13 protein-coding genes are annotated in these 15,223 nt (G+C 38.6%); 6 read left to right on the top strand and 7 right to left on the bottom strand.

Going from position 1 to position 15,223, the window contains the following annotated elements:
- Positions 1-1,567 (top strand): hypothetical protein (locus PSF42_RS15635; protein WP_272680334.1); only part of this gene is annotated, 1,567 nt, incomplete at its 5' end.
- A 222-nt stretch (positions 1,568-1,789) separates the two neighbouring features.
- On the opposite strand, the gene PSF42_RS15630 is transcribed toward PSF42_RS15635, so the two are convergent.
- The 3 genes from PSF42_RS15630 to PSF42_RS15620 all read right to left on the bottom strand — a co-directional run bounded on the left by PSF42_RS15630 (position 1,790) and on the right by PSF42_RS15620 (position 4,180).
- Complete coding sequence (locus PSF42_RS15630) at positions 1,790-2,608, bottom strand: helix-turn-helix transcriptional regulator (RefSeq protein WP_125894079.1); 819 nt, start codon at positions 2,606-2,608, stop codon at positions 1,790-1,792.
- 734 nt (positions 2,609-3,342) lie between these two features.
- Positions 3,343-3,711: a nitrous oxide-stimulated promoter family protein gene (locus PSF42_RS15625; protein WP_125894077.1), complete on the bottom strand. Its 369-nt coding sequence runs from the start codon at positions 3,709-3,711 to the stop codon at positions 3,343-3,345.
- A 256-nt stretch (positions 3,712-3,967) separates the two neighbouring features.
- Positions 3,968-4,180: a DUF465 domain-containing protein gene (locus PSF42_RS15620; RefSeq protein WP_004261774.1), complete on the bottom strand. Its 213-nt coding sequence runs from the start codon at positions 4,178-4,180 to the stop codon at positions 3,968-3,970.
- A gap of 266 nt (positions 4,181-4,446) precedes the next feature.
- On the opposite strand from PSF42_RS15620, the gene eco reads away from it, so the two are divergent.
- Positions 4,447-4,923 (top strand): serine protease inhibitor ecotin, encoded by a 477-nt coding sequence (gene eco / locus PSF42_RS15615; RefSeq protein WP_125894075.1) that lies wholly within the window; start codon positions 4,447-4,449, stop codon positions 4,921-4,923.
- A 47-nt stretch (positions 4,924-4,970) separates the two neighbouring features.
- Here eco and PSF42_RS15610 read toward each other — a convergent pair whose 3' ends face one another.
- Positions 4,971-5,408, bottom strand: a complete 438-nt coding sequence (locus PSF42_RS15610) for a universal stress protein (RefSeq protein WP_125894073.1) — start codon at positions 5,406-5,408, stop codon at positions 4,971-4,973.
- A gap of 298 nt (positions 5,409-5,706) precedes the next feature.
- On the opposite strand from PSF42_RS15610, the gene PSF42_RS15605 reads away from it, so the two are divergent.
- A complete protein-coding gene (locus PSF42_RS15605; RefSeq protein WP_125894071.1) occupies positions 5,707-6,636 on the top strand; it encodes a cation diffusion facilitator family transporter in 930 nt (309 codons plus the stop codon).
- A 222-nt stretch (positions 6,637-6,858) separates the two neighbouring features.
- On the top strand, positions 6,859-7,899 hold the full coding sequence (locus PSF42_RS15600) for a galactose-1-epimerase (protein ID WP_125894069.1): 1,041 nt from the start codon (positions 6,859-6,861) through the stop codon (positions 7,897-7,899).
- Between the two features lie 73 nt (positions 7,900-7,972).
- Here the strand turns inward: PSF42_RS15600 and PSF42_RS15595 are convergent, their stop codons facing one another.
- From PSF42_RS15595 to prpB, 3 genes are read right to left on the bottom strand one after another with little or no spacing between them, the layout of a single operon-like run.
- Positions 7,973-9,427 (bottom strand): bifunctional 2-methylcitrate dehydratase/aconitate hydratase, encoded by a 1,455-nt coding sequence (locus tag PSF42_RS15595; RefSeq protein WP_272680332.1) that lies wholly within the window; start codon positions 9,425-9,427, stop codon positions 7,973-7,975.
- 11 nt (positions 9,428-9,438) lie between these two features.
- Positions 9,439-10,602 (bottom strand): bifunctional 2-methylcitrate synthase/citrate synthase, encoded by a 1,164-nt coding sequence (gene prpC, locus PSF42_RS15590; protein WP_272680335.1) that lies wholly within the window; start codon positions 10,600-10,602, stop codon positions 9,439-9,441.
- A 60-nt stretch (positions 10,603-10,662) separates the two neighbouring features.
- The gene (gene prpB, locus PSF42_RS15585) at positions 10,663-11,550 is read right to left on the bottom strand and encodes a methylisocitrate lyase (protein WP_125894062.1); all 888 of its coding nucleotides are present in this window, start codon (positions 11,548-11,550) and stop codon (positions 10,663-10,665) included.
- A gap of 242 nt (positions 11,551-11,792) precedes the next feature.
- Between prpB and prpR the strand changes: the two genes are divergently transcribed.
- Complete coding sequence (gene prpR / locus PSF42_RS15580; protein WP_125894060.1) at positions 11,793-13,379, top strand: propionate catabolism operon regulatory protein PrpR; 1,587 nt, start codon at positions 11,793-11,795, stop codon at positions 13,377-13,379.
- A gap of 668 nt (positions 13,380-14,047) precedes the next feature.
- Positions 14,048-15,190: an MFS transporter gene (locus PSF42_RS15575; RefSeq protein WP_213914361.1), complete on the top strand. Its 1,143-nt coding sequence runs from the start codon at positions 14,048-14,050 to the stop codon at positions 15,188-15,190.
- Positions 15,191-15,223 lie beyond the last annotated feature (33 nt).

Here is a 15,223-nt window from a genome sequence, read left to right as displayed (position 1 = left end):
CGAAAAACAGCAGGCAGACTTGCAGGCGAAACTCCTTCAACAAGAGCAAAATTACACCACGGCACAGGCGCAGCTGAAGCAAGCGAATGCGGATTTACAAAAGTTAAAAAATGAAGTTGAAACGAAAACTGCTTTAATGAATCAAGCGAGCGATCAGCAAGTGAAAGCGCTGACCGCCGATTTAAATAAACAACTCGCCTTGTTGAAGCAAAAAGAAGACGGGTTGAAGAAAGCGCAAGCGGAAAGCCAAACCACTCGCGAAGCCTTAGCAAAACAGCAAGCTGATGCAAAAGCACTAGCGGAGAAAAACCAGCAACTGACCGCCGAGCTGCAACAAAAAGCGCAGCAAGCAGACAAAATTCAAGCTTCTTTAGTTGAGCAAACGGCCAAGTTAGCACAAAAAATTACGTTAGAGTCAGAATTAGCAATAGCAAAAAAACAGTTGGCTGAGCAGCAAGCAGTACAAAATACATTATCTAAACAATATGCTGAGAGCCAAAAGCAACAAGAACAATTACAAACAAACTTAAAACAAAATGAACAGAATTTTGTTGATGCTCAAAAACAATTACAACAAGCTAATGCGGATCTGCTGAAGTTGCAAAAAGAGGTTGAAAAACAAACTGCGTTAATAGGGCAAGCAAGTGACAAGCAAGTTAAAGAGTTAACGACCGACTTAAATAAACAAATTGCATTATTGAAACAGAAAGAAGCCGCTTTAGCTAAGTTGGAATCTGAGAAAAAATCAATTAATGATGCACTGACTGCCCAGGAAAATGAGAAGAAAAAACTTGAGCAGCAAAACCAGCAATTTGTTAAACAGACTAAGTCCCAAGAAGACAAAATTAGTAAACTTGAAAGCGATATTGCGGCTAAAACAAAGAAACAGTCTGAGATTGAGCAAAAGCTGGCAGAGACGAATAAACTCCTTGGTGATTTAAAAACCAATTCTCAAAAAGAGTTGGCATCAGCACAAGAGAAGTTGAAAAAATTACAAACAGAGCTAGATTCGCGTAAATCCATTTCGAGTGATGAAGCTTTAAAATCACAAATTATGGAATTAAACCGATTGATAACTCAGTTACAAGATGAAAATGATGCATTAAAAGCGAGAAGTGGTACAAAACCGAATACTGGCTTGGCAGGGCGAGTTCCACCTAGCAAAGATGCAAAAGCGATTGCTGCAGAAAATGCGAAGAAAAACCAAAAAATTATTGAGCAAATCACCGCTCAAAAATACAGTAAGCTCGATAGCAACACTTACTATAAAATCATTCAAGCAGGTTCTCCTATAAAAGATGTTAAAAATAAAGACGTGACTTTTATTATGAGAGAACAATTAACGGATGGTAAGGTTACGGTATTGTACACCGATCAAAACCCGGTCACATTACCTTATAGTCAGCTACCGACGCCATTAAATTCCTTTGTAGAACGAGCAGGGGAAGGAGGGATGGTTAAAGTCTATATTAAACCGGAAGGTGGCTATGGCGTTGACGGCATACCAGGTGAAGTACCACCAAATTCCATGTCAATTATTGATTTAAAAATAATTAAAGCAAAATAATATAGCTTTTATCTGGGTTTCTCTTAAAGGTAATTTGTCACTGAAAGGCGAATTACCTTTTTTTGTGTTATAGCAACCCGAATGGATTATAGAAATTTAAGACGTCTAAAAAGTGAATATGGCTGTGTAATGGAAGAGACTGAACTTGCCTTTCTGCCAGATTATAGTTAAAGCTTAAATTTCTATAACTGACAGGGCATGAGTTCGAAAATTACTGAGCGGTTAAGCGGCTATTCTTGATCTGCTCGGCGTATATCCAAATCGTTTGCGATAAGTTTGGGTGAAGTAAGATTGACTGGAAAAGCCTGCTTCCATTGAAACTTCGACAATGCTCATTGTCGTGTTAACTAATAACTGGTGTGCATACATAATACGTTTTTCACTAATCCATGAGCGTGGTGAAGTTGAATAGACGGTATTGAACAGTTCTTTAAATGTTGTTAACCCCATGCCAAAAGTACGAGCAAATTCACTTAACTTCCATTCTTTAAGGTAATTGTTTTCCATAAATAGCTGCAATCGTTCGACTTGGCGACTACTCAGCTGCCTAAAATTAGATAATAATAAAGCCCCTTGTTCGCTGTAGCTAAGTAATAATAATAATTCGCTTACTCGAAGTGTGAAGATGACGTCAGGGTATTCATTATTGATAAATGCATTTAAGCTCGCTTTGATTTCGTTAATGATAGGAGATGAATTAAATTTAATTACATCACAGGGTAAGCCTTCATTACGGTCTATTTCACTTAACTCTGCACCATGATTGGAAATAAAGTTACGCAAAAAATCATCACTTAAGGGAACCCAAAGTAATTTGCAATCTTTAGTTTCACTGAGTTGTAAGGAGTAAGCCCCTTGCTTGTGATATAAAATATCACCTTCATTTAAACGTTGTGAGTTGGCTGGGGTTTCTAGTAACACAGAGCCTTGTTCTATGATCAAAAGCCCTTTGGTTTCTAAGTCGATAATGTTATGGGTTGCGAGGTTATTAATGTTTATCTGTTTAATTACGCATTGATTCGATGAGTTTATTACTTGCATGACGATACCTTCATTAATTGTATTTCAAATATAACTTCAAAATAAAATATTCAACAATTTCCATCTGGCAATATAAAGCATTGGTGTTATTAGTATGTTTGAAATTATATAAATCGATTAATTTTGTGTCACATTGTAATTCTAAATATAAATAAATGTTTCCAAATATACTTTTACCGATCTTTTTGTGTTTATAGCTCGGAATTAATTGTGTTTAAAATAACTGGTTTGGTGTTTTATTTTGTTTGAGTTTGTTATTTCAGATTATTAACCTATAATAGTAAAATTAGTCGGATGTTAATATGTTATCGTTTTTTACGCGTAACAGGCGTTTTTTTTCTACTTTTTGCTCATTTATCATTTTTAGTATGGTAATGTGAATTTTAGCTATGAGAATGATGATATTAACATTCGTTAAAATTAACACTGATAAATTTATCTTATATAATAAATGATTGTTAACTTGAGTTATTTGTTTTATGTATCTTGACGATAATATAATTTTATCAAAAAGGGGCTTTATGGCGGGTTTATTGCGACAGGTGTCTCATTTTAACAACGATAGGTTTTTGCAATTGCTCTGATAGGTATTTCAAATATGCATTTTTATGCATAATTTCATTTGTTATTACTTTTTCAATCGTCATTATTCAATCTTTCTATACCTTATTTTTCTCCTTTTGCTGTATTTTGCTTGAAGCTTCAAATAGAAGGTACCAATTTGCGCTAGAGTTTCACTTATCATGACCTATGCTTTTAGCTGTTCGCTTATTAACTTTGGCTGGTAAGTCAGGAACGGGTTTACGGTCATCAAGTAAGTGCCGTATAGCAAGTATTGGGTGATGGATTAGCATCTTAGGGCCAGCCCAACGCATAACGAGCTTCATCTGTTCTCGCATTTTGGGTTGATAACAATGGATTGGACATTGTTTACAAGCTGGTTTTTCTTCCCCATATCGGCATTTTTCTAACCTATTAATGGCATAGGAAAATAATTCTTGATAGAAATTAGGAGATTCTATGGGAACAGGGTGGGCTTTTTCATAGATTTTTATCATTTTTTCAATCGTTTTAATTTCACGATTAATACGTTTACCAACCATAATAAGTCTCTATAAAAAATAAACATACATTTAATATACAACTTTATGTAAGGATAGCTAGCTAATGACAATGTATTCTTACTTTTATTGATGGAGCTCAATAAAACAGAGGGTAAAAATTACCCTCTTTTATTAGCGTGAAACACGATACTTAGCTAATATTAAATGAATAATAAAATATTTTCATTTTTCAATTGGTTAGCTAGTTTTATTTTCACTATGCAAGAAAAACAACGCATGTTGTTATCGTGATAATTTATTGACTCGAGAGCATTATTTTTTGCATTTCATCTTTAAGATGTAATTTTTCTTTTTTTAGCTTAGCGACATGCTCATTGTAACCAGCTCCAGAAGGGCCTTCTAATTTACTGATTTCTTTGTCGAGTTGATGATGCTTTTCATAAAGAGTTTGAAAACGGGGATGCGTAGAGATTAATTTTGAAACTAAATCTTGATCTGCTGATAACATACTACCTCCTCAGAATATATTAAGCCTCAGATTCAGTATAAACAGAGCGTACATTTTGTACATCGAATAGCTTGTAATTTACATAATTTTTATTAGTTTTATGATCCTTCAACTAGAATTAAGTAGTATTACATTGCTTTTATCTGGGTTATCTATATTTTTGTAATTAAGAATCATCTATAGTGATAATTACGGTGTAAATGACCTAGTATGTATAGAATTCTGGTTTTTAAAATTGATTTTGTGTTTCTAGATAGGAATAAATAATGAAAAAAGCGATTTTATCTGTAATGGCAGCGGCATTAATTTCATCATGTGCAGTCGCAACGGAAGATTTGGAAAAGATCGCGCCATACCCAAAAGCGGAAGCGGGTATGACTCGTCATGTGATTGAATTAACTAAGCAACAAAATGAAAATAATTTTATGGTCGAGTTAGTTATTGGTAAAACGATCAAAGCAGACTGTAATCGTCAATGGTTTATGGGGGAGCTGGATGAAAAAACGTTGGAAGGTTGGGGTTACAGCTACTATAAATTAGATGAGGTTAAAGGCCCTGCTTCAACAATGATGGGGTGCTCTGAGCCAGCCAAAGACCGTTTTGTTTCAACACAGTTAGGTGATGATGCATTTGTGCGTTATAACAGCAAATTACCGATTGTGATTTATGCACCAAAAGATATGCAAGTGAAATATCGAATTTGGTCTACAGACGATAAATTAATGGATTCAGTTACAAAATAAAGATTAAAGAAAATGCCGCTAACTGCGGCATTTTTATAGAAAATCATTTAGCGAATAACAAATACGGATGTTTTAGCATGACGTACAATAGCGGATGCTGTTGAGCCTAATAGGTAAGTTGAAGAACTTGGGTGATGAGAACCAACAACAATCAGATCAGCACTAATTTCTTGCGCATAATCTAAGATTTCATCTTTAGCGGAACCAATACCAATTTTGCAGTTAATGCGTTCATCAGCAACTTTGATGTCTTTAATGACTTCTTCTAATGCGCGCATGGCAAGGATTGCGCGTTCAGCAGAATCTTTGTTACTTTCTGGTAATGCGGCAATTTCAATACCAAAAAATAATTCGAGACTCGGAATAACAGATAGAAAATGAATTTCGGCTGAGCTAAGTTGCGCTAGTGCTTCAACGTGTTTGATGATCTCTTGGTTCAATTCATCTTCTAACAAATCAATAGGAACTAGGATTTTTTTATACATAGCGACCTCATTTTCGTATTATTTAAAGTTAATTACAAAGGCTTATCTTCAATATACTATAAGTTAAATGAAAAATAATAAATGTAATAAAGTGCGCATTTATAATGATAATTTAAAGATAGTATAATTAATTCTTTGAAAAGAAAGAATAATTATTATCAATCACGCTTTTTATTTACAAATAACACGGAGACTTTTAACAGAATATATGCGAGTATTGCATTTTATTTTTTAACTTATTGATTTAAATAGGTTATATGAATGATAATTATTTTGTTTTTCATTAAGAACCCATTTTATGACTATGAATAATGCCTCCACACAGAAAAAAAGTGATTTTGAAATTCAGCAAATAAAATTTAAAGCCGCAAAGAAAAGTACATTAGTTAGTGTTGTTGTAAATATTTTTTTATCGATTTGGCAGATAATTATTGGTTTTTTTTCGCATTCTTCTGGGTTAATAGCTGACGGTATTCACACATTATCGGATTTAATCGCTGATTTTGTTGTATTGATAGCGAATAAGAAAAGCCATAAAAAACCGGATGAAGACCACCCATACGGCCATTTTCGTTATGAAAATGGTGCATCATTAATATTGGGTATTATTTTATTAATTGTGGGTGTAGGAATGGTTTGGTCAGCGATCGAAAAATTGCTGAAACCGGATTTGATCCCTGAAGTGCACTCAGTCGCATTAGTTGTCGCATTGATTGCTTTAGTCGCAAAAGAAGGGCTGTTTCGCTATATGTTGCATGTCGCAAATAAAGTGAATTCCAGTATGTTAGTGGCGAACGCATGGCATGCTCGTTCTGATGCAGCTTCTTCCTTGGTGGTGGCTATCGGTATTGTTGGTAGTTTGTGCGGATTTAAAATTTTTGACCCACTTGCAGCATTGATTGTGGGGACATTCGTTTTCCGCATGGGGTTTAAATTCACCAATCAATCCATGCAAGATTTAATGGATAAAGGTGCGGATGAAGAAACGTTGCAAGAAATTCGTTCTATTTTGGATAATATCAGTGAATTATCAGGGTATCATGATTTAAAAACACGTAAGTCAGGGGATTTTTTGTTGGTAGATGTACATTTAGAGCTGGATGGAAATATGAGTATCACTGTTGGCCATGAAATTGCGGTAAATGTACGTAAAAAATTGATGGAAAACCCATTAATTTTGGATGTCATGACACACCTTGACCCGTATGACAAAGAGATTAAGCATTAATGATAGGTTGATTTTCTTTTCTGATAAGAACCGAGCATAAAGTGGCTCGGTTTTTTATTGCAAGCTATTATGTAAAAAGGATCTATTAATTATTGCACCTAATTGATAACAAGGCGAAAATTAATATGTTGTTTCAGCATGGCACAATATAGTATTTTTCAACGTAAAGGGTAAATATAGCAAGCTGCTCTTTATAGTGATTATTGAATGATTGAGGAAAAAATGCAGTTAACTCAAGAACAATGTCAGATATTTCGCGCCCCAAAGGTTATTGCCCTTACAAATCAAAATGGTATGAAGATTATTCTCAGTAGTCTAGGCGCTAGTTGGGTTAGCTGTATACTTCCATTAGTAACAGGTAAACGAGACGTTGTTTTGGGTTCACCCAATATGGCGAAACAGATGGAGCAAGGGGTATACCTTGGTTCAACCGTTGGGCGAGTCGCTAACCGTATAAATAATTCACAATTCACACTAAATGAACAACGCTATCAGCTCGTTGGTAACCAAGGCGCACATTGCTTGCATGGTGGAAAGCGTAATTTTAGCCAGCGTATATGGGGTATTTTTCAACCAACTCCCCAGAAAGCTATTTTTTCGTTGGTGTCTCCTGCTGGTGAACAAGGCTTTCCAGGTCGGCTAGAGGTTGAGGTGAGCTATGAACTTACAGAAGATAATCAAGTTGTTATTCACCATGCTTATCAATCGACAGAAGCTTGCCCTGTAAACCTCGCGAACCACATCTACTTCAACCTAGCGGGAGAAGATTCGGTTAGAACAGCGTTGGAGCATGATTTATACATTGATGCAGACCAATTCTTGCCGACAGATATGGACGGTATTCCAACGGGTGAATGGCATAATGTGGCTGAAACCAATTTTGATTTTCGCCAAAGCAAGCGGATTGGCCGAGACTTTTTACAAGATGATGTGCAGCACCGCGTTGGTGGGTATGATCATGGGTTTATATTAAACAACGCATTAACCGATGGTGAGCAGACAGTGGCAACACTGGGGGCACCAAATGGTGATGTACGGCTAAATATCGCAACAACACAGGCTGCATTACATGTATATAGTGGGAATAACCTGCATGCAACATCGGGGAAAACTCGAACGTATGTACCTTATTCAGGGGTAGTGTTGGCCACTCAGTTTCCAGCGGATGCCATTAATCATCCAGAGTGGGGAGAACAATACAGTTCGATTGCGTTTCCTCAACAAGTGTACCGAAACCAAACTCGCTACCAATTTGTTTTTTGATACCTCAGTGAATATTCAGCGCCTCAATATTAAGGCGCTGAATTGAATTGCTTGCTAATAATTAGCTTTAGACTTAAATAACAAATAAATCCATATATTCATTTACGGGCATTTTTTCTAACATTGGCTTATCGAGAGAGGCTTTTAGAATTCGAATTTGTTGAGCCTCAGGGAATTGTCTTGCTAAATTGACTCTAAATTTATTTAATAGTAATGGCATACCCTCTTTACGGCGGCGCTTGTGGCCAACAGGATACTCGATAACAACTTCATCAAGCACTTGCCCATCCTTCAATGTAATGGTTAACCCATTGCTAATCGAGCGTTTTTCTGGGTCATGATAGTCTCGGGTGAACTGGACATCTTCTGTGCAATGCATTTTTGCACGTAATGCATCGATACGTTCGTCTTTAGCAATATTGTCTTCATAATCAGCGGCCGTTAAACGACCAAAAATTAATGGGACAGCGACCATATATTGAATGCAATGATCCCTATCTGCCGGATTATGTAATGGCCCTTTTTTATCAATGATACGAATGCATGCCTCATGGGTACGTATGGCAATCGACTCAATATCTTGCGCCGTTTTCCCTAATTTTTGGAGGGTTTGATGGAGTTGTAACGCGGCTTCTACTGCGGTTTGGGAATGAAACTCAGCAGGGAAAGAAATCTTAAATAGCACATTTTCCATGACATATGAGCCATAAGGGCGTTGAAAACGCAGGGGCTGTCCATTAAATAAAACATCGTAAAAGCCCCATGTTTTAGCCGTTAATGCCGTTGGGTAGCCCATTTCCCCTTTTTGAGCCATTAAAGCGAGCCGTACCGCACGGGAAGTGGCGTCACCTGCCGCCCATGATTTGCGAGATCCTGTATTGGGGCTATGGCGGTAGGTACGCAGGCTGTGCCCATCAATCCATGCTTGGGAGACCGCATTGAGAATTTGTTCTCTTTCCAAGCCCAATAAATGAGAAACAACCGCAGTTGAGGCCACTTTGACTAAAATAACATGATCGAGCCCAACTTGGTTGAAGGCGTTTTCTAATGCGATACAGCCTTGAATTTCATGGGCCTTAATTAATGCAGTCAAAACATCTCTCATGGACAATGGGGACTTTCCTTTAGCAATGTTTTCACGCGAAAGCCAATCCGCAGTGGCTAATATCCCCCCAAGGTTATCTGATGGATGCCCCCATTCGGCAGCAAGCCAAGTGTCATTAAAATCAAGCCATCGGCACATTGTGCCAAGGTTAAATGCACCTTGCACAGGGTCTAATTGAAATTGTGTTCCTGGGATTTTTGTGCCATTAGGCACAATTGTACCTGGAACGATAGGGCCCAATAATTTTTTACACGCAGGGTATTCAAGGGATTCCATCCCGCAACCCAGGGTGTCGAGTAGGCAATGATAAGCCGTATCATAGGCAAGGTCAGAAGTAATCGGGTAATCCATTACATAATCAACAATATCGCTGATCACTTTATCAAATTCAATTTGTTGCGAACGCACGGTTTGTGTTGTCATTAGGTTACCTTTTAACGCTGTTCTATAGGAATAAATAATTGATTTTCAGGTCCAACATAGTTGGCTGAAGGTCGAATAATTTTATTATCTTGTCGTTGTTCAATAATATGGGCTGACCAACCAGCGGTACGTGCCATAACAAATAGAGGTGTAAACATGGCGGTAGGGATACCCATAAGGTGATAAGCCACAGCAGAAAACCAATCTAAGTTTGGAAACATATTTTTTTCACGTTTCATAACGGATTCAATGCGATCTGCAACGGTATAAAGATGTCGATTTAGATTTTGTTCTGATAACTGTAAGGCGACAGATTTGATTATGGGATGACGGGGATCTGCGAGAGTATAAACTGGGTGGCCAAAGCCAATGATAACCTCACTGTTTTTAACCCGGGCGATAATATCTTGTTCCGCTTCGTCCATTGATGCATAACGTTGCTGAATTTCTAATGAAACTTCATTTGCACCACCGTGTTTTGGGCCACGCAGAGCGGCAATTGCACCTGTCATTGCAGAGTAAAAATCGGTGCCTGTTCCCGCAATAACCCTCGCTGCGAATGTGGATGCGTTAAATTCATGTTCTGCGTATAAAATTGCCGCAATATGCATGAATTTTTCCCATTGAGCAGGGGGCTTTTTGCCGTGTAATAGATGCAAGAAATGCGCGCCAATCGAATCATCATCCGTTTGAGTTTCAATGCGTCGTCCATGGTGGCTAAAGTGATACCAATACAACAACACCGAACCCAGTGACGCTAACAAGCGGTCAGCGATATCTCTAGCGCCGGAAAAAGGGTGTGATTCTTTTTCGGGTAACACACATCCCATCATGGATACGCCAGTACGCATGACGTCCATCGGGTGTGCGTTCGCCGGTATTGATTCTAAGGTTTGTTTGACACTTGCGGGTAACCCTCGAAAGGATTGTAGTTTTTCTTTGTATGCAACGAGCTCAGTTGCCGTAGGGAGCCTGTCATGGATGAGCAAATGTGCGATTTCTTCAAATTCACATTGTGTGGCTAAGTCGTGAATGTCAAACCCGCGATAATGCAGGTCATTACCATTACGCCCAACGGTACAAAGCGCTGTGTTTCCAGCTGCTACACCAGAAAGTGCAACTGATTTTTTAGGTTTAAATTGAGGTGCTTCAGTACGACTAAGTTGTTCATTCATCATTTATTCCTTGTAGGGGACAGAGGAGATGCAACTTTGAGTAATGATAAGTGCTTAAAATTATGATTTTTTCTGAGAAAACAGTGCATCCAGTTTTTGCTCATAATCGTAATAATGAATACTTTGATACAGCTCTTCTCGAGTTTGCATGAGTGGTATGACACTTTTTTGCGTGCCTTCTTTACGTAATGTCGTATAAACCTGTTCAGCCGCTTTGTTCATGGCTCGAAACGCAGACAGTGGGTATAGCGCAATGGCAATACCCACACTGCGTAATTCATCAAGGGTAAATAAAGGGGTTTGGCCAAATTCGGTTAAATTGGCCAGTACGGGAGCCGAGGTGTTGCTCGTAAACTTTTGATACATAGAAAGTTCAGTAATGGCTTCTGGGAAAAGCATATCCGCACCAGCTTCTATGTAGGCTTGTGCACGTTCCAGTGCGGCATCAAGACCTTCTACCGCTAATGCATCGGTTCGAGCCATAATGACAAAACTGTCATCAGTTCGTGCATCAACGGCTGCTTTGATGCGGTCGACCATCTCTTGTGTCGATACAATCTCTTTATTAGGGCGATGGCCACAGCGTTTTGCGCCTACTTGGTCTTCAATATGTAACCCAGCTGCGCCCGCCTTACAAAATGATTTTACCGTGCGTGCGACATTAAAAGCAGAAGGGCCAAAGCCAATATCCGCGTCAACCATTAGCGGTAAGTCGCATACGTCAGTAATACGTCGAATATCAATTAAAACATCATCTAACGTTGAGATACCTAAGTCAGGCATGCCTAATGAGCCAGCAGCAACGCCACCGCCAGATAAATAAATAGCTTTATAGCCAGCTTGTTTAGCAAGAAGTGCGTGGTTGGCATTGATGGCTCCAACAAGCTGTAGTGGAGACTCTTGCTTGATAGCTTCGCGAAACTTTTGTCCTGCACTAAATGACGACATAATAGCCTCATGTGGTGTTAATTAATTGTAATGAAATTGGGTAGCCATAGTCACCTAGCAATTGACGTGCCAACCTTGAATTAAATGAAGGGCAATGGAAAATTCTATGAAATCAATCGGGTGGGGATTTTTTTGTTTGTGATAAGAAAACCAAATTTAAAATAATCGGTTGGTATGTTTCATTGAAACCATATATTGTTAAATGAAACAAATTTGAAACGTATTGAGAAGGTAGGGTGACGATGGAAAAACCCATTATTTGGACGGTTTCAGTGTCCCGATTATTTACATTGTTTCGAGATATCAGCCCTGAATTTAGTGAGCAAGCGGAAATCACGCCACTCAATCTTGGTTTTGAGCAGGCGGTAGAGGCCGTTCGTCAACGATTACAGGATGGGCACTGTGATGCCATTATCAGTGCCGGTTCAAATGGGGCTTATTTAAAAAGCCATGTTTCAGTCCCTGTTATTATTGTGAAAATCAGTGGTTTCGATGTTATGCAAGCATTGGCTCAAGCTCGGGAAATTAGCGATAAAGTCGGGATCATCAATTATAAAAAAACGCTTTCTTCATTAGATGAATTTCAGCAGCGTTTTGGTTTACAAATCGAGCAGCGGAGCTACGTCACTGCGGAGGATGCAAGGTCTCAGCTTAAAGCACTAAAAGCCATGGGGATTTCTGTTGTCGTGGGGGCTGGATTAATCATGGATTTGGCGGATGAAATGGGGATGACTGGGGTTTTTGTCTATTCCACAGAAACCATACAGCAAGCATTTTCAGATGCTATCGAATTAAGCCGAATGTCGAGGCGTGAAAACCATTCGCAAGGTAAATACCTTCCGCCTAACCCCGCAAAAGTTCGTTATACCATAAACGACTTGATTGGTTCGTCATTATCGATGGAGCGTGTTAGGCAAACTATTATGTTGTATGCACGCTCTGATGCAACGGTATTGATCCAAGGTGCGAGTGGAACAGGAAAGGAGATGGTGGCGCAAGGGATCCATCACGAATATACCTTATTTAATCAACATAAGCGTAGTAAACAGCAAATGCCTTTTGTTGCCGTTAACTGTGGGGCGATACCTGAAACATTATTAGAAGCCGAATTATTTGGTTATGAAGAAGGTGCTTTTACGGGATCTCGTCGCGGTGGTCGAGCAGGTCTATTTGAATTGGCGAGTGGTGGAACACTGTTTTTAGATGAAATCGGTGAAATGCCTATCGCATTGCAAACAAAATTGTTGCGGGTTCTCGAGGAGCGATCTGTAGTGCGAGTCGGCGGGTATAAACCGCTGCAAGTGAATGTTCGGGTCATTTGTGCAACCCATTGTGATTTAGACCGTTGGGTGAAAGAAGGACGTTTTCGAGCCGATCTTTTCTATCGGCTCGGAGTACTGAGAATGCGCGTGCCTGCGCTCAACGAACGTGGTGATGATATTTTAGTATTAGCGGAGCGGCTACTTAAATTAGCTTTTGCAGGCTTGATCTTGCCACTCCCCGCATTTCGCGTGCAACAGTTAATTGCATGTAAACGTTTTTTTCTTGATTATTCATGGCCCGGTAATGTGCGAGAACTCAGAAATTTAATGGAGCGAGTCGCGTTGTATTGCAGTGCTTACCCAGAAAAAACGATCACAACACAAATGCTAACCAGTTTATCCCCAGAAAGGCAGGAAAGTGAATATAAGGACGCTGTAATAAAAGATAAATCTAATGAATCGTTAGAAGAGGTGATGGCTAAATTTAATGGTGACCGTAAAGCCGTGGCTCAGTATCTAGGTATTAGCAGAACGACGCTATGGCGAAGACTTTCTTCCCATTCCTAATCACCTTTTGAGAGGTGCTTGCCTTCCAAAGGAAGATAGTATGCAAATTAGGTACTCATCAACAATATGAATATTAAGGCGTCATAAGTCACTAAAGGCAAAGAATAGAGAATGATAGTTATCAGTGTTGGCTTAATTTTATTATTAGAAAATTAATTTCTCTATTTTAAGTAAAAAAGTGAAATAAATTGTTTTAGTAAATTGAGCAAGGCGAATTTGCTTCATCAATCAGCTTATTCAGCAGGAGAAAACAATAAATAATTTTTTTTGTGATTAAGCACTTTTTAGGTGCCTTGTATTTAGTTTAAGTTGTATCTAAAAGTAACAGAGGTGTCTTTATTCGCGATTTTTATAATTATCTGTTTTTTAAGTAATTATCTTCTTTTTTCTGCCGTTTTTGATCTGGGGTCGCTGACATAAAAAACGTGATTTTTCTCACATAAATTATTTTGTTAGTCACCATTAGATTTTCTCATTTTAACTTCATGATTGAACGTTCTATATTGCGCTCAAATTAGTCTTATCTTTGTTTTTTTACTACTGCACTAATCGCCGAAATGTGTTCTTTAATTAGGAACACAATGTTGTCGTATTCTACGATGTAGTTGCAGCGCATATTATTTATTTTGTTAGTTGGAGAGTGGGGCGTGAATCAGTCCACTACTATCATGCGCAAACGCGACAATGCATTCGTTCCTGTTGCAGGGTTAACGATTTTTGCTATTGCATCGGGTTATTTAATGAGTTTAATCCCATTATCGATGGGAAGCTTTGGTATTGATACGCAATATGCGGGCTGGTTAGCGAGTGCGTATTATATTGGTCTATTAATTGGCTCAATGTTAATTGAACCCGTTATTGCCAAAATAGGCCATCGCCTTGCATTTATAGGTTTCTTATTGATGCTTGCCGCGACAGTTATCGTACTGCCATGGGCACCAACCATTGAAGCTTGGTTACCGAATCGCTTAATTGCGGGGGTAGCAGTGGCGGGGATTTTTGTGGTGGTTGAATCTTGGTTATTGATTGGTGACAATCCGAAAGAGCGCGCTAAACGTTTAAGTTTTTATATGACGTCATTGTATGGCGGAACAACCCTTGGCCAGCTTGCTATTGGTGTCATTGGAACTCAGGGTACTTATCCGTTTATGGTGGTATTAGGACTATTATTATTGGCGGTCATGCCACCGTTATTGGTACGTCAAGGCCAGCCAGATAGTGGTTCACATCAAAAATTATCATTGAAGAAAATTGCTCGTTTAAGTAAACCTGCAATTATTGGTTGTATGGTTTCTGGAATTACCATGGGGACTATCTATGGGTTAATGCCGTTATCATTGAAAAAAGACCAGTTCACCACCGATCAAGTGGGGGTGTTGATGGCTTCAATTATTCTTGGTGGGATGTTAATACAGCCAGTTGTTAGCAAATTATCTATTTTAATGAGTAAAACCTTATTGCTTGCCATGGTTTCATTATTAGGTGTTTTTGCTATGGGAGTTATTTATATTTCGAGTGATTATTTGGTGATGATTGTCGCTTTAGGATTACTCGGCATGTCAACTTTTGCCTTATATCCAGTGGCGATAACGCTAGCGTGTGATGGCTTAGATTCCTCTTACATTGTTGCTGCAACCCAAGTGATGCTGTTTAGTTACAGTATTGGTTCAGCGATGGGACCTATCGCTGCGGGGACGTTTTTAGGCCAATATAATGGGTTAGTGAATTTCTTCTTTATTGTGCTGCTAGTGACTGCAATTTATATGTTAATTGCCAGCTTACGTCGCAAAGCCAGCGTGTTAGCAAATTAATTTTGTCGATAAATAAAACCGGCAAATAAAAGG

This window comes from Providencia sp. PROV032 (assembly GCF_028484875.1).
GTDB classification, from domain to species: Bacteria; Pseudomonadota; Gammaproteobacteria; order Enterobacterales; family Enterobacteriaceae; genus Providencia; species Providencia rettgeri_E.
Note: the sequence above shows the minus strand (reverse complement) of the source record. Positions and strands in the feature narration are given on the sequence as shown.